The organism is Joostella sp. (assembly GCF_048266025.1).
Lineage (GTDB): Bacteria > Bacteroidota > Bacteroidia > Flavobacteriales > Flavobacteriaceae > Galbibacter > Galbibacter atrarenae.
In genome coordinates, this window is sequence record NZ_JBLXAF010000004.1 from 189,245 (window position 1) to 208,250 (window position 19,006).

11 protein-coding genes are annotated in these 19,006 nt (G+C 32.6%); 10 read left to right on the plus strand and 1 reads right to left on the minus strand.

The window, feature by feature from the left end; all coding sequences use genetic code 11:
- Positions 1-126 precede the first annotated feature (126 nt).
- The gene (locus tag ACN0TY_RS09690; RefSeq protein ID WP_236958758.1) at positions 127-1,029 is read left to right on the plus strand and encodes a hypothetical protein; all 903 of its coding nucleotides are present in this window, start codon (positions 127-129) and stop codon (positions 1,027-1,029) included.
- Positions 1,030-1,111: 82 nt separating this feature from the next.
- On the opposite strand, the gene ACN0TY_RS09695 is transcribed toward ACN0TY_RS09690, so the two are convergent.
- Positions 1,112-1,612, minus strand: coding sequence for a gluconokinase (locus tag ACN0TY_RS09695; protein WP_417444328.1), 501 nt, complete (start codon positions 1,610-1,612; stop codon positions 1,112-1,114).
- Positions 1,613-1,726: 114 nt separating this feature from the next.
- Here ACN0TY_RS09695 and ACN0TY_RS09700 point away from each other — a divergent pair, with 114 nt between their 5' ends.
- The 9 genes from ACN0TY_RS09700 (at position 1,727) to ACN0TY_RS09740 (ending at position 18,595) form a co-directional block, all read left to right on the plus strand.
- Positions 1,727-2,638 (plus strand): DMT family transporter, encoded by a 912-nt coding sequence (locus tag ACN0TY_RS09700; protein ID WP_417444329.1) that lies wholly within the window; start codon positions 1,727-1,729, stop codon positions 2,636-2,638.
- A 99-nt stretch (positions 2,639-2,737) separates the two neighbouring features.
- Positions 2,738-4,594 (plus strand): DNA topoisomerase IV subunit B, encoded by a 1,857-nt coding sequence (locus ACN0TY_RS09705; protein ID WP_236958755.1) that lies wholly within the window; start codon positions 2,738-2,740, stop codon positions 4,592-4,594.
- Between the two features lie 81 nt (positions 4,595-4,675).
- The gene (locus ACN0TY_RS09710; RefSeq protein WP_417444330.1) at positions 4,676-7,279 is read left to right on the plus strand and encodes a DNA gyrase/topoisomerase IV subunit A; all 2,604 of its coding nucleotides are present in this window, start codon (positions 4,676-4,678) and stop codon (positions 7,277-7,279) included.
- A gap of 298 nt (positions 7,280-7,577) precedes the next feature.
- On the plus strand, positions 7,578-7,955 hold the full coding sequence (locus ACN0TY_RS09715; RefSeq protein WP_417444331.1) for a hypothetical protein: 378 nt from the start codon (positions 7,578-7,580) through the stop codon (positions 7,953-7,955).
- Between the two features lie 87 nt (positions 7,956-8,042).
- Entirely contained in the window at positions 8,043-9,242 is a 1,200-nt protein-coding gene (gene trpB / locus ACN0TY_RS09720; RefSeq protein WP_417444332.1) for a tryptophan synthase subunit beta, read from the plus strand.
- 278 nt (positions 9,243-9,520) lie between these two features.
- The gene (locus ACN0TY_RS09725; protein WP_417444333.1) at positions 9,521-11,476 is read left to right on the plus strand and encodes a thiamine pyrophosphate-binding protein; all 1,956 of its coding nucleotides are present in this window, start codon (positions 9,521-9,523) and stop codon (positions 11,474-11,476) included.
- Between the two features lie 410 nt (positions 11,477-11,886).
- Positions 11,887-12,924 carry a hypothetical protein gene (locus tag ACN0TY_RS09730; protein WP_417444334.1) on the plus strand — a complete coding sequence of 346 codons (1,038 nt, stop codon included), beginning with the start codon at positions 11,887-11,889 and terminating at the stop codon, positions 12,922-12,924.
- 117 nt (positions 12,925-13,041) lie between these two features.
- Positions 13,042-14,181 carry a lactonase family protein gene (locus ACN0TY_RS09735; protein WP_417444335.1) on the plus strand — a complete coding sequence of 380 codons (1,140 nt, stop codon included), beginning with the start codon at positions 13,042-13,044 and terminating at the stop codon, positions 14,179-14,181.
- 229 nt (positions 14,182-14,410) lie between these two features.
- On the plus strand, positions 14,411-18,595 hold the full coding sequence (locus ACN0TY_RS09740) for a two-component regulator propeller domain-containing protein (RefSeq protein WP_417444336.1): 4,185 nt from the start codon (positions 14,411-14,413) through the stop codon (positions 18,593-18,595).
- The last annotated feature ends 411 nt before the right edge of the window (positions 18,596-19,006 follow it).

Consider the following 19,006-nt stretch of genomic DNA (forward strand, 5'->3'; position numbering starts at 1 on the left):
AGAGATAGAATGCAATAAAATAGCTATAAATGATCTATTTTTAATTTTTATTCGTATATACATTTGTGAAGCGATTTAAAAAAAAGAATACTTAAATTGCTAAACCAAATTTTTAAAAAACAACTTATGACAGAAACAAAATCTAATAATGGTTTAAAAGTTATAGCGGGACTACTAGCTGCAGCTTTAATTGGGACTCTTATTTATACTGCAAACTTATACAACAGCAAGAAAGAGACCAACGAGAAATTAAATAAAGAGAAGAATCTTGTTATTGAAGATTTAAATAATTTAAAATCTGATTACGATAGAGCGATTTCTGAAAGTGAATCTGCAAATGCAGAACTTGTAGAAGCTCGTAATAAAATTGCTACTTATATCGACTCTGTAAGTCAGATGAAAGCAGATATAAGTACTCTTTCTCGTTACAGAAGACAAGTACAACAATTAACTAAAGAAAGAGAGTTTTTATTAGTTCAAAACGATTCATTAAGAGCTTCGAATACGTTGTTGGCTATGCAAAGAGACAGTACAAATACTGCTTTACAACAACAATCTATGTTTACAGATTCTTTAATTATGCAAAACACACAACTTTCTAAAGTTGTACAAACAGGAGCATCTTTAGGATTGGCAAAATTTTCTGCTGAAGCTGTAAAAGAGCGTAATAGTGGTAAAATTGTATCTGTAAATAACAATAGAAGAGCAGATAAATTGAAAATTTGCTATACAGTAGGAGCAAATAAAATTACAAAGCCTGGAGCTAAGCAATTTTATATTCAAGTTACAGATCCTTCTGGAAATATAATGGGAGAACGTGCTGTAGCTGCTAAAGAAGCAGACGAAATTAACGAAGCAGCAAGTATTACATACAGTAAAGCATCTAGCTTTTATTATGAAAATACAGTTTTAGATGTATGTGATTTCATTAATAAAGAAGGAGACGACTTTGCAGAAGGAAAGTATGGCGTTATTGTATACGATCAAAACTTAAAAGAACTGGGTTCTACGGAATTCGAATTAAAATAAGCTGACGATATTAAGTCGATAGCATATAATACTCAACTAACCAATTAATTAGAAGAAGCATCGGGAAATCCTGATGCTTTTTTTATGATAATTGCACAATAATTTCAGCGACAATCTCTTCGGGGGTGTCGCCAATATCTACAGTTATGGCTTCTTTTGGAGGCTGTAGTGTGTCAAATTGCGACTTTAGTAAAGAAATAGGAAGAAAATGATCGGTTCTATTAGCGAGTCGCTCTTCTATAAGTTTAAAATCGCCCAATAAGTATACAAACTCTATATTTTCATGGAGGTCATTTCTTAAAACCTTCCGGTAGGAGCTTTTTAAAGCAGAACAAGCAATAATGCAGCTAGTGTCAGATTTTATTTTCTGAATGCAAAACTCATTTATTTTCTGTAGCCACCCAAGTCGATCGTCATCATTTAGTGGAATTCCTGCCGACATTTTTTTAATATTTGACGCAGGATGAAAATCATCACCATCAAAAAAGGAAATATTAATTCCTTTAGAAAGTAATTTCCCAATAGTTGTTTTTCCAGATCCTGATACGCCCATAATAATTATGGCTTTTGCTTTTTGTAACATAGGTAGAATTGTATATCATAAATATATAATTTTATTTGCAGTGAGTGATTTTGACCATCGTAAAAAATGAAAAAACCAAATGTTTAGATGATCTAGAAAAAGTAGTTTTATAAAATGAAAAAATCTAAAGCACTTCCCTTTGTAATATTAATCGGAATTCTTGGCGTTGTTTTGTTTTCTGCGAAAGCAGTGATGGTAAAATTGGCATATCAATACAATGTAAACCCTGTAAATCTGCTGATGTTTAGAATGCTATTCGCACTACCTTTTTATATTTTGGTACTTCTTTTTACTAAAAAATCAACAGTAAAGCATACCAAGAAAGATTATTTATGGTTGGTTTTCTTTGGGTTTATAGGTTATTATTTAGCCAGTTATTTTGATTTTTTAGGACTTCAATATATAAAAGCTAGCTTGGAGCGTATTATCTTATTTATATATCCTACAATTGTATTGATATTATCTCGAATATTTTTGAAGCGACCAATAACAAAGATTCAGTTAATAGCAATTTTAATTAGTTATTTAGGGATTCTTGTAGCTTTTTGGGATGAAGTAGCACTCGATGGAACCGAATTTTTAATGGGAGCAGGGTTTATATTTTTAAGCGCATTGACATACGCGTCTTATTTAACGGGCAGCGATTGGTTAATTCCAAAATTTGGAGTAGTACGTTTTACATCATACGCAATGATAATTTCTTGCTTGAGTGTAGTAATTCACTACGCGCTAACAGAGCATACATCCTTGCTAGGATATCATCAAAATGTATATTGGTTAGCCATATTAATGGCTATATTTTCAACCGTGATTCCTTCTTATTTAGTTTCATATTGTATAAAAGAGATAGGGGCATCAAATTTTGCAATCATTGCAGGTTTAGGACCTATTTCTACTATAATCTTGGCGTCTATTTTCTTAGGGGAAAGTTTAACATTGCTTCAGTTTGGAGGGACGGTTTTGGTTATTGTAGGAATAGTTCTAGTGTCTTTAAATAAATCAACTTACAAAAAATCAGGTTCTTAACAATTTTCAGTTAAAGCTTGTTAATTACTTTACTCGTAGAGGGTTTCATTTTAACGCGCGAAACATTATATTAGCAACGAAACCCTCTCTAATATTTTTATGTCGGAAGAAACTACTAAGTATACAGAAGATAATATACGTTCCCTAGACTGGAAGGAACATATTCGTATGCGTCCTGGAATGTATATTGGTAAATTGGGTGACGGTTCCTCAGCAGACGATGGTATCTATATCCTTATAAAAGAAGTGCTCGATAACTGTATCGATGAATTTGTTATGGGCGCGGGTAAAACTATCGAAGTATCCATTCAAGGAAATAAAGTAATAGTTCGCGATTACGGTCGTGGAATTCCACTTGGAAAAGTGGTAGATGTTGTTTCTAAAATGAATACTGGAGGTAAGTATGATTCTCGAGCTTTTAAAAAATCAGTTGGTTTAAATGGAGTTGGTACAAAAGCCGTTAATGCACTTTCACATTATTTTAGAGTAGAATCCAATCGTGATAATAAGTCTAGAGCCGCAGAATTTGAACAAGGGAATCTTGTAAATGAAGAGGAATTAGACGAAACTAGTAGACGTAGAGGAACAAAAGTATCTTTTATTCCTGATGATACCATTTTTAAAAACTATAAATTCAGAAATGAATATATAGAGAAAATGGTAAGAAACTATGTGTATCTTAATCCAGGGCTTACCATTATTTTTAATGGAGAAAAGTTTTATTCAGAAAATGGATTAAAAGATTTATTAGAGGATACCAACAATGTGGAAGATATGTTATATCCTATCATACACTTACGTGGCCATGATATAGAGATAGCAATTACCCACAGTAGAACTCAGTATAGTGAAGAATATCATTCTTTTGTAAACGGACAAAATACAACGCAAGGGGGAACGCATTTAGCAGCTTTCCGTGAGGCGATTGTAAAAACAATACGTGATTTCTACGGAAAAAACTACGATTCTTCAGATGTTAGAAAATCTGTAATCGCAGCCGTTTCTATTAAGGTAATGGAACCTGTTTTTGAGAGTCAGACAAAAACAAAATTAGGTTCTACAGATATGGGAGGAGATCTACCGACCGTAAGAACATATATTAATGATTTTGTAGGAACGCAACTTGATAATTTCCTTCATAAGAATCCAGAAGTCGCTGATAAAATTCAGCGTAAAATTCTTGCAGCGGAACGTGAGCGTAAAGAACTCTCTGGAATTAGAAAATTAGCAAAAGATAGAGCAAAAAAAGCGAGCTTACATAATAAGAAACTTCGTGATTGCCGTGTTCATTTAGGAGATACTAAAAATCAACGATCGCTAGAGACTACCCTTTTTATTACGGAGGGAGATTCTGCATCTGGATCTATTACAAAATCTAGAGATGTAAATACACAGGCAGTATTCAGTTTACGAGGAAAGCCCTTAAATACTTACGGGATGTCTAAGAAGATTGTGTACGAAAATGAAGAATTTAATTTACTACAAGCAGCTTTAAATATAGAAGAGTCTATGGAAGACCTTCGTTATAATAATATTGTAATTGCAACCGATGCCGATGTAGATGGGATGCATATTAGATTGTTATTAATAACATTTTTCTTACAGTTTTTTCCAGAATTAATAAAAGAAGGACATCTTTATATTCTTCAGACACCATTATTTAGAGTACGTAATAAAAAAGATACGTATTATTGTTATAGTGAAGAGGAGCGAAAAGAAGCCATTGAAAAATTAAGCGGAAAACCAGAAATTACTCGATTTAAAGGTTTAGGTGAGATTTCTCCAGACGAGTTTCAGCACTTTATTGGAGATGATATTCGTTTAGACCCAGTAATGCTTGATAAAGCTACCTCTATAGAAAGTTTATTAGAATTTTACATGGGGAAAAATACTCCTGATCGTCAAAAATTTATTATCAATAACCTTCGAGTAGAACTTGATGTTATAGAAGAATAATAAATAGATTTTGGAGCAGCGTTATCCTAAAAAATATAAAAAGAATATCACAAAAGCGATTAAATACCCTACTAGCCTTTTATGGAAGAGAATACAGAATTAAATCCGGAAGATAATAACAGTCAAGAAACTATTACGCGTGTTGGTGGTATGTACAAAGACTGGTTTCTGGATTATGCTTCGTATGTAATTTTAGAACGTGCTGTGCCAGCTATTGAAGATGGATTTAAGCCTGTACAGCGTAGAATTATGCATTCTTTAAAAGAATTAGACGATGGACGCTACAATAAAGTGGCAAATATAGTTGGGCATACCATGCAGTATCACCCACACGGAGATGCAAGTATTGCAGATGCTATGGTGCAAATTGGTCAGAAAGACCTTTTAATAGATACGCAAGGAAACTGGGGGAATATATTAACAGGAGATAGCGCTGCTGCCTCTCGTTATATAGAAGCTAGGATTTCTAAATTCGGAATGGAAGTTGTTTACAGTCCCAAAATTACCGACTGGCAGCTTAGTTACGATGGTAGAAAAAAAGAACCTATTAATCTTCCTGTAAAGTTCCCTTTACTATTAGCGCAAGGGGCAGAGGGGATTGCTGTTGGTCTTTCTACAAAAGTTTTACCACATAATTTTGTGGAACTTATAGAGGGTTCTATAAAGCACTTAAAAGGAAAAAAATTCACTTTATATCCAGACTTTCCTACTGCAGGAATTATGGATGTTTCCAATTATAACGACGGACTTAGGGGTGGGAAAATCCGAGTACGAGCAAAAATATCTCAGTACGATAAAAATACTCTTGTAATTAGTGAGATTCCTTATGGTACGAATACTTCTAGCTTAATAGATTCTATTCTGAAAGCAAATGATAAGGGGAAAATAAAAATAAAAAAGATTGAAGATAATACGGCTGCTGATGTTGAGATTTTAGTGCATCTACCACCGGGAATATCTCCAGATAAAACTATAGATGCCTTATATGCATTTACAGCATGTGAGAGTTCTATTTCTCCTTTAGCATGTGTAATTGAAGATAATAAACCGTTATTTATCGGGGTAACCGAAATGCTTAGGCGTTCTACGGATAAAACCCTTCAGTTACTAAAACAAGAGCTCGAAATTCAACTTCATGAGTTAGAAGAGCAGTGGCACTTTGCTTCTTTAGAGCGTATATTTATTGAAAAGAGAATCTATCGTGATATTGAAGAAGAGGAAACTTGGGAAGGGGTTATAAAAGCAATTGATAAAGGCTTACAACCACATATTAAGCACCTTAAAAGAGCTATTACAGAAGAAGATATTGTTCGACTTACTGAAATTCGTATTAAGAGAATTTCGAAGTTTGATATAGATAAAGCTCAACAGAAAATAGATGCTTTAGAAGCGGATATCGCTCAAGTAAAACATCATTTGGAACATCTTGTAGATTTTGCAATTGATTATTTTACAAAACTTAAAACGACATACGGTAAAGGAAGAGAACGAAAAACGGAGATTCGTATTTTTGATGATATTGAAGCTTCTAAAGTAGTTATTCGTAATACAAAACTCTATGTAAATCGTAAAGAAGGATTTATAGGGACTTCCTTAAAGAAAGATGAGTATGTAGGAGATTGTAGTGATATTGACGATATAATTGTATTTACTGCTACAGGTAAAATGATGGTTACAAAAGTGGATACAAAAACCTTTATAGGAAAAGATATTATCCACGCCGCTGTATTTAAGAAAAAAGATAAACGTACCATTTATAACCTTATTTATAAAGATGGAAAAGGTGGTGCGACTTACGTAAAACGATTCTTTGTGGCTAGTATCACTAGAGATAAAGAATACGATCTTACTAATGGAAAACCAGGGTCTTTTGTTCATTATTTTTCAGCTAATCCAAATGGAGAAGCAGAGGTAGTGACTGTCTTTTTACGACAAGTAGGAAGTATCAAAAAGCTTAAATGGGATTTAGATTTTTCAGGAATAAATATTAAAGGAAGGACTTCTAAGGGGAATATCGTTAGTAAATATGCTGTAAAACGTATAGAACTTAAAGAAAAAGGAGTTTCTACTCTAAAGCCTAGAAAGATTTGGTTTGATGACACAGTGCAACGTCTCAATGTAGATGGAAGAGGAGAATTACTAGGAGCTTTTAAAGGGGAGGATCGTTTACTCATTATTAATCAGGATGGAGTAGCAAAAACGGTAGTTCCTGAGTTGACGATGCATTTTGAAAGTAATATGATTGTTTTAGAGAAATGGAATCCTGAAAAGCCTGTTTCTGCAATTTATTATAATGGAGAAAAGGAACTGTATTATATAAAACGTTTTTTAATCGAAACAGAAGGAAAAGAAGAATCTTTTATTCCTGAAGATTCAAATTCTAGATTAGAGATTGTCTCAACAGATTGGCGACCGCTAGCAGATATAGAGTTTACTAAAGAGCGTGGTAAAGACAGAAAGCCAAATTTGGAAGTTGATGTTGAAGAGTTTATTTCTATTAAAGGAATTAATGCTATTGGAAACCAATTGACCAAAGAGAAAGTAAATCAGATTAGTTTGCTAGAACCGTTGCCTTTTGAAGAGCCTGAGGAGGAAAATCCTATAGATATGGATGCATTAGACAATGAAAGTGAAGATTCAAAAGCAAAGGATGATGATGGACCAACGCTATTTGATGTTGAATAAATTAGGCTGTTAGTTTTTAAGGCTTAATTATTAGATGCTTCTAATAGTAGTTTTAAGTGAATGTTTTTTATTAGGGCACTGATATTTAGCATCATGTAAGTGGTGGCGAAAGCCGAAATTTATATTTCCTAACGCAACTAACTAATAAGCTACACGTCTATTAAGAAAAGCAGCTATGAGAAAAGTGTTTTTATTAATTCTATTGGGAATATTAGTTTCAAGTTGCTCAAATGACGATTATAATAGTATTGATTGTTCTCTTTATGATCCTGCATTTCCTGAATTATATATAAAGCTGGTGGATGATAAAGGTAGAAATCTAATCGATGTAGGTGCAGTAGATCCTGATGATATTACTGTCGATGCTGACTTTTCATATCCAAATTTTATATACATTCCACCTGATGAATATGCTGAACCAGATGCGTCAATTAGAAAGTATGACAATACCCTTCTTCTGTTAATACCCAGAGAGTCAAAATTTGAGTATACCATTAATATAAATGAAACATCTTCTTTTGTTTTGAATTTCAAAGCAGAATTAACTGAAATTCCTTGTGGATTGTCTTATTATATACCTACAGACGTTACTTTTAAAAATAAAAAGCTAGAATTAGAAAAAGAAGAATCTGATATTAGATTTTTAACGGTAGTCGAGTTAACAGTTCCGCTTTAGGGAGTAGCAGTATATTTTTTCGTTTAATTATTTTTTTACTTATCAAAAAAGTGTCTTAACTTTTCACTGTAATTATAAAAATAAAGGATGAGTAATTATTTTAAAAAATATCCAGATAGCGAAGGCTTTTTTGAAGACTATGGAGGGTCGTTTATTCCACCTTCATTAGAAGTGGAAATGAAGAAGATTGCAGATGCATACCACACAATAAGTAAATCGCACAATTTTATTCAAGAGCTACGTAGTATTCGTAAACATTACCAGGGACGTCCAACACCTGTTTATTACTGTTCTCGTTTATCAGAGAAATATGGAGGTCGTATATACTTAAAGCGTGAAGACCTAAATCACACAGGAGCGCATAAGCTTAACCACTGTATGGGGGAAGCTTTGTTAGCAAAACACTTAGGGAAAAAGAAGCTAATCGCAGAGACTGGAGCGGGGCAGCATGGAGTTGCTTTAGCTACTGCTGCAGCTTATTTTGGTTTGGAGTGTGAAATACATATGGGAGAGATTGATATTAAAAAGCAATACCCAAATGTAGTGAGGATGAAAATACTTGGAGCAGAAGTGGTCTCAGTAACACATGGTTTAAAAACATTAAAAGAGGCTGTAGATTCCGCTTTTGAAGCATATCTTAAAGACCCTGAAAATACTATTTATTGTATAGGCTCTGTAGTTGGACCACACCCTTTTCCAATGATGGTTAGAGATTTTCAACGCGTTGTAGGAATCGAAGCTCGAGAGCAATTTATGGATATGACAGGAGAATTACCAGATAACGTAGTGGCTTGTGTTGGAGGAGGAAGTAATGCTATGGGAATATTCTCAGCATTCTTGGATGATGAAGAGTGTAAACTATATGGAGTAGAACCTGGAGGCCGTTCTTTAGAGTTAGGAGAACATGCAGCAACTATGACTTTTGGTACACCTGCTGTAATCCACGGTTTTAAATGCTATACATTACAAGATGAAAATGGAGAGCCAGCACCAGTTTATTCTGTGGCAAGTGGACTCGATTACCCTGGAGTTGGACCAGAGCATAGTATGCTTAAAGACATGAACTCTGCTACGTATGATATTATAAATGACGAAGAGGCTATTGAAGCTTTTTATGAATTGAGTCGTTTAGAAGGAATTATTCCTGCATTAGAAAGTTCTCATGCCGTAGCCTATGCAATGAAGCTAGCTAAAGAGCAACCTCAAAAATCCATTTTGGTTAATTTAAGTGGTAGAGGAGATAAAGATATTGATTATGTTGTAGACACTTATGGACTGCCTAAATAAAGCTATTTGATTAGATTATAAAATTATAGAAATTGAAAACAAGAGGAACCGTACTATGGTTCCTTTTGTTTTTTTATAATAGTTGGTTTTATTGTTCATTTTTTTAATGAAATCTCTTCATTACTGATCTCTTTTCGATTTAAGGTGTAAGTTTTCTATTTATAAAATTGCTCTTTAATTATTGTAATAGTTATTTCATAATGATTATAAATTCCGAAAAAAGATCTTATTTATTAAGAGTATTTACTATATTTCACTGAAAATAAAAGATACTTAAGATGAGTGAAAAAGATAAAAAGGTTTGGCATAGGGTTCTTATTAATAAGAAAGAATTGCAAGAAGGAAGAGTGGCAACAGTTGTTGCTGGCAATAAAACCTTGTGTTTGACTCACTTTGAAGGAAAAATATCGGCTTTAGATAATAAGTGTCCGCATCAAGGTGGACCTTTAGGAGAGGGAAGTATTGAAAAAGGATGGCTTAGGTGTCCTTGGCATGGTTGGGATTACCATCCGTGTACGGGGAATTCTCCAGGAGGTTTTGATGATGGAGTTGATACTTTTGAGGTTGAAGAGAAAGAAGATGGGATATATGTAGGTTTAGAAAAAGAACCACCTCATGAGACTACAATTACAGACGTAATGGTAGAAACGATGGTAAACTGGGGAGTAACAAGTGTTTTTGGAATGGTAGGGCATTCTAATCTCGGTTTGGCAGATGCTATGCGTAGAAAAGAAGAAAAGGGATTATTAAAATTTTATGGAATTCGCCACGAAGGGGCAGCTTCTTTTGCCGCTTCGGCATATGGTAAGCTCACGGGAAAACCCGCTGCATGTTTCGCTATTGCGGGACCTGGAGCTACAAATTTATACACTGGACTGTGGGATGCTAAAGTGGATCGAGCTCCAATATTGGCATTAACCGGTCAAGTGGCGAGTCAAGTTGTTGGAACAGGGAACTTTCAAGAGTTAGACTTGGTACAAGCTTTCAGTTCTGTGGCAGATTTTAACCATCGCGTTCTTCATAATAGTAAACACTCAGAATTAGTTTCATTAGCAGTAAAGAATTCAATTTTAAAGAGAGAGGTGTCACATCTTACATTCCCGGATGATGTACAGACTCTAAAAGCTAGTGATAGTTTAAAAGCGCAAACTCCTAAAAATAGAATAACACCGCTACAGATAACACCTCCGAAAGAGAGCTTAGACAAAGCATTGAAATTAATGGAAGCTGCAGAGCGACCAACTATTATAGTGGGACATGGAGCACGTTTTCATTTGGATAAGGTGATTGCCCTAGCCGAGAAATTAAACTGTCCTGTTTTAACTACTTTTAAAGGTAAAGGATTGATTTCAGATTTCCATCCGTTGGGTTGTGGTGTACTTGGTAGAAGTGGTACTCCAATCGCTTCTTATTTTATGAATGAGTCAGATTTATTGCTTGTAATAGGAGCTTCATTTTCTAACCATACTGGAATTACTCCAAAAATTCCTACCATACAAATAGATTTTGATCCACTAGCTTTAAGTAAATTTCATGAAGTGGAGGCAGCTGTTTGGGGAGAGATTTCTGTAACAGTAGATCTTTTAAGAGATAAGATAGAAGCCTTAGCTAATAAAGTTAATAGAAAAGAAGAAATAGCAGAGCGCTGGGGAATATGGAGAGCCGAGAAGCAAAAAAGACTTCTAGAGTCTCGAGGCATGGGATTAAGTGCTGTTTCTGTTTTTGATCAGCTAACAAAGCAAGCTCCAGAAAATGCAGTTATGACCGTTGATGTTGGAAATAATGCATATTCTTTTGGGCGCTATTTTGAAACGAAAAAGCAGTCCTTTTTAATGTCAGGATATTTAGGGTCTATAGGTTTTGCTCTTCCAGCTTCAATGGGTGCATTTGCAGCTGTAGAAAACACACGTCCGATTGTTGCAGTTGCTGGAGACGGTGGCTTATGTCAGTATTTATCAGAAATCACAACGTTGGTAAAGTATGATATGCCCGTAAAATTAATTATTATTAATAATAATGAATTAGGGAAAATTTCCAAAGAGCAACGTGCAGGTAGTTTTGATGTTTGGAAGACTGATCTTGTAAATCCCGATTTTGCAGAATTTGCAAGAAGTTGTGGGGCATGGGGGAAAAGAATAACAGAAGAGACAGAATTAACTGAGTCGATGTCTGAATTGTTTGCCCAGAAAGGGCCGGCAGTATTAGAGGTTTGCTCTGATGTAGGATTGATCTAGCATCTTATTTAATAAGTATATATAAAATGGCTTTTTAGTTCACTACAAAAGGGTAAGTTCTTTTCATCTTACCCTTTTGTAGATTTTAAGAAGTTTTCCCCTATTTAGTTTTTTTAATAATCTCTCTTGTTTGAATTATCTATGAAATACTTCAATAAAATATGATAATTCATTTAAAAATATAGTAATGCTATTATTTTACGGATAGGCATTTAATTTTTTTAAACATAAATAAGTATCTTTATTGTAGCTAGTTAGGAGAGAATCTATCATAATTACAGAGTAGTATGAAGTTAATACGCTATTTTTTTTCTATTATCCTTTGTTGTACATTTTTTCAGTCATGTTCATTGCTAAGAATCGAGAGTGCACAAGAGCCACTGTCTAAACGTCAATTAAACTCTAGATTGATGACTCAGAGTTTTATTGCAGATGCATCTGAACGGGTAGAATGGGCCGCAGATAGTATTATTTATGAGGAGTCTAATTTTGAAATTCAGAAAAATGCTTATCAATGGAAATTAAATACACTTACATCATATAGAGAAGTAGGATTTCAAACAATGCCACAATTAGCACTTATTGATAGTTGGGCTTTGAGTTTAGTGATTCAGAATTTTTTAGAATCCGATAAAGCGAAACCTCTATTTGGAAAATGGCAGTATTATGCTCTTAGTGTAGCTAGAAACAATAGCCTTATTGCAGAAAAAAATGCACATAGTTTATTAGATGGTAAAGAATTTGATAGTTTAAAAGAACTGGTTACGCAATATGCCGAAGAAAATCCTGTTTATGGACTTAATTTTAGGCATAAATCTATCAGAGATGCATATTTAGATTCAAAAAATATCCCAGACAGTACCGCTATACAAACTGTAGGAACGCTCTCCGAGGTGATGACAAATTTTTCTAATAGACTGGTATATACTTCGGAATCTACAGGAAAGCAACTAAATTGGAGTACGGAGTTATTATTGCGAGAGCAGGGGTTAGATTCTGCACGTATTCAGCAGGTTTTTAATAGTATGAATGGGAGCTTAGATCGCCTAGTTACAACAGCAGAAACGACTCCAGAAATGATCGATCAATCTGTAAAAGATTTTAGGGCAGACATGCAAGTTTTATTTCTTGGATTGCACAGGGATATTGAGAGTTCTAAAGAGTTTTTTAAGGAAGAACGCATTGCGATAGACACAATTATAGAGCGAGAGCGCATAGCAATAGATAGTATTATTTTGAGGGAGCGTAAAGCATTAAGTATTGAAACAAAGGATATTGCAAAAGAGATCATAAATGATACAATGACTCATTTTAAAGATATATTAAATGATGTCTTGTTTTATTTTGTTTTGTTTTTTGTTGTGATATTATTTTTACCATTTGGTTTAGGATTTTTAGCAGGTAAGATTCTTCAAAAAAATCAATCTAAAGACAAAGATGAGTCTTGATTCTCAGAATTATTTCTGTAAGTGAAATCTTAATAATTAAGCTAAAGATTGTATCTTTCGAGAGTAGAAGATAACAATAAGTCTACACTAAAACCATTAAAATCTAATTTGGTACTAATGAAACTACAAGTAGCAGCCTTGGTGCTCTTATCAATTATAGGATGTAAGCAAAAGGAAGAAAAGGAAAATACTCAAAAATCAGTAAATATAGAAAGTAGCGTAGCTATGGAAAGTGAAAAAACATTCTTTTATGTTGGCACATATACGGATGGAGCCAGTGAAGGAATCTATAGATACTCCTTAGGGGCAGACGGGAAATTAGCTAAAGATAAACTTGTAGCGAAAACAGAAAGTCCTTCCTTTTTAACTTTTTCAGAAGATAAAAAATATTTATTAGCGGTAAATGAATTAACAGAAGGAACAGTTTCTTCGTTTAAAATATCACAAGATTCATTACAGTTTTTAAATAAGAAACCTTCTGGGGGGATGCATCCTTGTTTTGTAGTAAGTAATGAAGAGGGATTTGTGCTTACAGCGAATTATTCGAGTGGAAATGTAGGATTATTGAAGCTGAAAGAAGATGGGAATCTTACGGATTTATTAGACACACATCAACATAAGGGAAAAGGTGCTCATGATAGGCAAGATGGTCCACATGCACATTCTGTATGGTTAGAGCCAACTCAAAACGATGTAATAGAAGTAGATTTAGGAACGAATGAGTTATGGTTTTCTGAAATTGACGCTGCTTCAAAAAAAATCAAACCTAAATCTATACCTAATTTAGCTTTTGAAGATGGGACTGGACCTAGACATATGGCATTTAATCCAAATGGAAAATGGACTTATGTATATGGAGAATTAAATAATACAATTACAGTTCTTTCAATCGGTGAAAAAGGAAATTATAAAGTAGAAAATACATATTCTACTCTTCCAGAAGATTTTGAAGGAGAAAATACAGGAGCAGATATTCATATTTCTTCCGATGGAAAGTTTTTATATGCTTCAAATCGCGGGCATAATTCTATAGTTATTTATAAAGTAAATGAAGATGGATCTTTAAATACTATTGGTTATGAATCTGTTCGTGGTGATGGGCCTCGTAATTTTTCTTTATCTCCAGATGGTAGCTATCTTTTAGTGGCCAATCAATACACAGATAATATAATATCATTTAAGAGAGATACCAATACAGGGCTGTTAACTTTTGTTGATGAAATAGAAGCACCATCTCCTGTTTGTATCTTATTTTAAAGGTAGATTTTACATACTAAATAAAGATAGCTTCAAGAGTATTCTTGGAGCTTTTTTTATTCCTACTACTATATTTTATGGATTATTAAATTAAGTTAAAAAATTACTTTATTGTATTTTTTAAATGTTTTTAGTGTGTATGTTATAAATAATTATTATTAAAAATATAGATTTAATATTTTATGTTATTTTTGATATAAACCACTAAACCTATTAATATAAACCTAAAATGTCTACAAAAGGCTATTTCTTTACATGTATTGGATTAATGATGAACATCATTTTATTTGCTCAAGAAACGAATAAGAAGTTCAATTTTGTGAGTATGATGAAGGATATTCCTAAAGTAGGAATTTATCATATTAATCAAGATGACAATGGGTTTATGTGGATTGGTACAAATGGAGCTGGTTTGTATAGATATGATGGTATAGATTACGATTCATATAGATATGTTTTAAACGATTCCACATCTCTTAGTAGCAGTGTTGTTTACTGTACATTTTTAGATAGTAAAAATAGATTTTGGGTAGGAACTGAAGAAGGTTTAAATCTTTATGATCAAAATAACGATCAGTTTTTAAGAATTCCAAGCACCAAATTTGAAGCAGAATATAACAAAAGCATATCTGTAAGAAATTTAATTGAAGATGGAGAAGGAAATATTTTTATTGGAACTTTTGGTGCTGGTTTATTTAAAATTGCTGTAGAGGAGCATCGAATTGATAAGATAGAGATTGAGAAAATCCAAAGCAGTAAATTAAATATGGATACACCTATCACCATAGAAGCAATAGCTATTGATAGGGATGGTAAAATATATGCAGGGACAAACTTGGGAATACAGGAATACGATTCACAAAGAAACATATTAAAACCTTCAGTTTTTTCTAAAGAGTTTTATGTTAAAGACCATGTTAAGTCATTAATAATTGATGAAAAAAATAATATATGGGCAGGTACAACATCTAGAGGTGTTTATAAAGCAAGTTATAATATAAATAACGATTCTTTTAGGGAGATTGAAAACTATTTGATTTCAGAAAACCCCTTTTTTTCAATTGAATCCTTAGAAGATGAAACGTTATTATTTGGAACAGAAAATGATGGAATGTTTCATGTAGACCAACAAGGAAATGTTTTAAACAATTATAAGGCTAGTAATAAAGATGAAAAAAGTTTATTATCTAGCTCTATTTGGTCTTTATATCAAGATAAGGATAACAAAATATGGTTAGGTTATTATAATAAAGGAGTTGCAGTGTATGATCCTTTGTATGATAAATTTAAAGGACTAGAAAGTTTGTATAATAACCATAATTCTTTACAAGCCAGTTCTGTTACTTCAATAGCAGAAGATAAGCAGGGTAAACTTTGGGTAGGAATGGATGGCGGTGGTATTGATGTGATAGATAGAAAGAAGAATAATTATACACATATAAATACATCATTAAAAAGTAGCTATAAAGGATTAACAAGTGACTATATTCAGGCTATTTTTATTGATAGTAAACAGAATATCTGGGCAGGAAGTTGGGATAAAGGTATTTTCTTTTTAAAAAATGGAACAAAAACTTTTATTAATACTACTACTAAAACAACAAATGGAGGTTTACAATCTGATGTAGTAGTTAGTTTTGATGAAGATTCTAAAGGAATAATATGGATATCTACTTATCATAAAGGGCTACATTCCTATAATCCAAAAACAGGTAAATATACTCATTACAATACATCAGAATTTCAAAAAACTGGGATTTCTTATAGTGATGCATGGAAGGTTTTGGTAGACTCAAAGGATAACATATGGCTTGGAACAACAAATGGATTATATAAGATAGAAATAAAGGGAAATGGAAACTTTATGATAAACTCCATGAAAAGTAAAATGGAAGAAAAATATCACAATGTGACCACAGCCAATCATATTCTGTCTTTGTATGAAAGTAGTGATAAGAATATATGGATTGGAACAAAAGGAGCAGGTTTGTGTAAATACGATATAGCAAACAATACCTTTATATGGTACAATAAATTAAATGGACTTACTCTTGAAAATGTTTGTGGAATAATTGAGTGTGAAAATCAGAATATATGGGTTTCTGGAAACTCAGGAATTGTAAAAGTAGATACAAAAATTAATGAGTTTACTAATTACACTATAAACGATGGCTTGCTTTCTAATGATTTTAATATGAATGCGAGTTATAAAAACTCAACAGGGGAAATCTATTTTGGAGGTTATGATGGGGTTGATTATTTCAAGCCAGGGGAAATAGATATTAATAAAAGCGAGAATTTTTTATACCTATCAGAATTAAAAATATTTAATAAGAAAGTCTTCCCAACACAAGAGAAGTCGCCTTTAGATAGAGTTATTGCAGAAACAGATAGTATTTCTTTTAACAACAAGCAATCTGTATTTACTATTGAGTATTCAGGAGTGAATCATACAAGACCTGAAAAAAATGAATATGCTTATTACTTAGCAGGATATGAAGATACTTGGAATTATGTAGGTAGTGTTAAGAGTGCAACATATACTAATTTAGATCCTGGGAATTATATTTTTAAATTGAAATCTTCGAATAATGATGGTGTTTGGAATACTACTCCGTTAGAGTTAAAAATAACAATCTTACCACCATGGTGGAAAACATCATGGGCTTTAATAGGATATTTATCATTGTTCTTTATAGGTCTATATCTTTTAAATAAATTGACTCAAAACAGAATCAGAACAAAGCAATTAGCTAAATATGAGGAGAACAAACGTATACAAGAGAAAGATTTGAATGAAAAGAAGTTTCAGTTTTTCACTAATATATCTCATGAGTTTAGAACTCCACTTACTCTAATAATGAACCCACTAAATGATATAATGAGTAATGATAAATTATATCTTCCTGAAGGAGTTAAAAGTAAACATCGTATTATTCAGAAGAATACAGCGAGATTACATAGGCTAGTGAATGAGTTATTAGATTTTAGGAAACTTGAGCTTAATAAAATCACCTTAAAAGCTAGAGAGTTTAATTTAGTTGGGTTAACAAATGATGTATTGAGCTATTTTAAAGAAGAAGCTCATGTAAAGTATATAGATTTAGAACTTATCACGGATGAAAAAGACTTATTAGTTTGGGCAGATCTAGATATGCTTGAAAAAGTTATTTTTAATCTTATCTCAAATGCTTTTAAAGCAACTCCAGAAGGGGGGACTATTAGTGTTTCATTATATACAAAAGATGAATTAGTTACTTTTCCTTTAGTAAATGAAAGCTATAAAGCAAAAGCAGTAGAATTAGTGGTTTCCGATACGGGAATAGGAATTCCTAAGGAAGAAATCGATAAGATGTTTGAAAGATTTTATCAAGTAAATAGTTTGAATAAAACTTATTATGGAGGTACAGGTATTGGTTTAGAGGTTGTACAAAGCTTTATAGAGCTTCATAAGGGTAAAATTGAAGTTTCAAGTGAAGTAGAGGACGGAACAACTTTCAAGATAATACTTCCTAAAGGGAAAGAACATTTGAATGAAAATGAAATATATTCTGACTTTTATGAGCAAAAGAAATCGAATGGGAGGTATCTACAAACAAATATCCTTACCAATAAGGCAGAAGAAGATCAACCAAAGGATTCAATTCACCAATATTCTGTATTAATTGTTGAAGATAATATAGAGCTTAGAAACTATCTTAAAAGTGAGCTTAAAAATCATTATAGAGTAATTACAGCTAACAATGGTAAGGAGGGGTACGATATGGCGATAGAAGCACTTCCAGATGTTATTATTACAGATGTTATTATGCCTGAAATGAATGGATTTGAATTTTGCAGATGTATAAAAACAGATATTAAAACGAGTCATATTCCATTGCTGATGCTTACCGCAAAAGCCAAAATTGAAGATAGAATTGAAGGAATAGAAATTGGTGCAGATGCGTATATGGTCAAACCTTTTGATCTACGTTTATTAAAGCTCCGTTTATCTCAGCTTATTACGAGTAGACAGCTTATTTTCAATAAATATTTTAGTGCAATTAGTGATTTACCAGCCAATGCAAATACAACCTCATTGGATAAAGAGTTTATTCAGAAAGCATTAAATTATATAAATCAACACATAGGAGATTCAGATATTAGTGTAGAATCATTGGCCTCTCATCTCAATTTAAGTAGAAGTCAGGTATATCGTAAAATTAAAGCACTCACAAATCAAACGGCTAATGAGTTTATTAGAAATATTAGACTTCATAAAGCTAAAGTGCTTATTCAAGCAGGTAATACAAATATTAGTGAAGTATCTTACACAGTAGGTTTTTCTACATCTTCTTATTTTACCAAATGCTTTAAAAGCTATTTTGGCGTTCTTCCAACACAAATAGAAGTTGAGTCTAAAGAGGATGAATAACCTTATTTTTGATTAGAAAACATTTTCAATTTAAAATTTGTGTTTTATGAAAAATGACTCGGCTTCAATTGTAGTATTTTTTATAATATAAAATATTTCAGTTTTAATTTTTCAAAAGATATCATGAAAGAAAACCCTTTCCTGTGGAAAGGTATAAATCATAGTACTTTTTAGTTATAAGCATACATCTAATTGTTCTTTTTTTACTTTATATGAATTCCAACTATATATGTAGCATACTTCTTGCCTTTAACAAATGATGTGTTTTAAGCTCTGCATTGCATTCTTTTATCTGACTTTCTTTTTATCTAGAGAAAAAGTGCTATGCTTTGATTATCAGTTAATTGAATTATATTAAAAAAAATGAAGCATCTATTGCAACAAATGAAGCATACATCATTTCTACTACAT

What these genes read in the sequence shown, in the direction of transcription:
- ACN0TY_RS09725 (WP_417444333.1), top strand. Translation starts at nt 9,521, where the DNA reads ATGAGTGAAAAAGATAAAAAGGTTTGGCATAGGGTTCTTATTAATAAG.
- ACN0TY_RS09735 (WP_417444335.1), top strand. Translation starts at nt 13,042, where the DNA reads ATGAAACTACAAGTAGCAGCCTTGGTGCTCTTATCAATTATAGGATGT.
- ACN0TY_RS09705 (WP_236958755.1), top strand. Translation starts at nt 2,738, where the DNA reads ATGTCGGAAGAAACTACTAAGTATACAGAAGATAATATACGTTCCCTA.
- trpB (WP_417444332.1), top strand. Translation starts at nt 8,043, where the DNA reads ATGAGTAATTATTTTAAAAAATATCCAGATAGCGAAGGCTTTTTTGAA.
- ACN0TY_RS09710 (WP_417444330.1), top strand. Translation starts at nt 4,676, where the DNA reads ATGGAAGAGAATACAGAATTAAATCCGGAAGATAATAACAGTCAAGAA.
- ACN0TY_RS09730 (WP_417444334.1), top strand. Translation starts at nt 11,887, where the DNA reads ATGACTCAGAGTTTTATTGCAGATGCATCTGAACGGGTAGAATGGGCC.
- ACN0TY_RS09740 (WP_417444336.1), top strand. Translation starts at nt 14,411, where the DNA reads ATGTCTACAAAAGGCTATTTCTTTACATGTATTGGATTAATGATGAAC.
- ACN0TY_RS09690 (WP_236958758.1), top strand. Translation starts at nt 127, where the DNA reads ATGACAGAAACAAAATCTAATAATGGTTTAAAAGTTATAGCGGGACTA.
- ACN0TY_RS09695 (WP_417444328.1), bottom strand. Translation starts at nt 1,612, where the DNA reads ATGTTACAAAAAGCAAAAGCCATAATTATTATGGGCGTATCAGGATCT.
- ACN0TY_RS09700 (WP_417444329.1), top strand. Translation starts at nt 1,727, where the DNA reads ATGAAAAAATCTAAAGCACTTCCCTTTGTAATATTAATCGGAATTCTT.